This is a genomic window from Heliomicrobium gestii (genome assembly GCF_009877435.1).
Taxonomy (GTDB): Bacteria; Bacillota; Desulfitobacteriia; order Heliobacteriales; family Heliobacteriaceae; genus Heliomicrobium; species Heliomicrobium gestii.
Window position 1 is genome coordinate 1 of record NZ_WXEX01000052.1, and the last position, 390, is coordinate 390.

At 65.4% G+C, this 390-nt stretch carries 1 protein-coding gene; it reads left to right on the forward strand.

Annotated elements, in window-relative coordinates:
• Positions 1–390, forward strand: a 390-nt coding sequence (locus tag GTO89_RS17025) for a hypothetical protein (RefSeq protein WP_207708944.1), incomplete at both ends; no start/stop codon positions are given.

Sequence of the window (390 nt, forward strand, 5' to 3'; positions counted from 1 at the left end):
TCGGTGACGGTGAGCGGCGGGACAGTGACGATCGGTCAGACGGTGACCGCCCAGAGCAATGAAGACGGTTGGCTGTACCTGGCGCCGTCGGGAAGCACGGTGACAGATAAAGCGAGCCTGGATGGGTTGGTCAGCGGCGGAACAGCGACGAAAGTGAGCGCGACGGCGAACAGCGACGCAGCGCTGGCGACATCGACGCTGGCTGCCGGGAACTATAAGGTGTACGCCGTGGACGGGACCGGCAACGTGTCGGCAGCGTCGTCGGCGACGATCACCTTGCAAACGCCGGACTCCACGCCGCCAACGGTGACGGTGAGCGGCGGGACAGTGACGATCGGGCAGACGGTGACGGCCCAGAGCAATGAAAACGGTTGGCTGTACCTGGCGCCG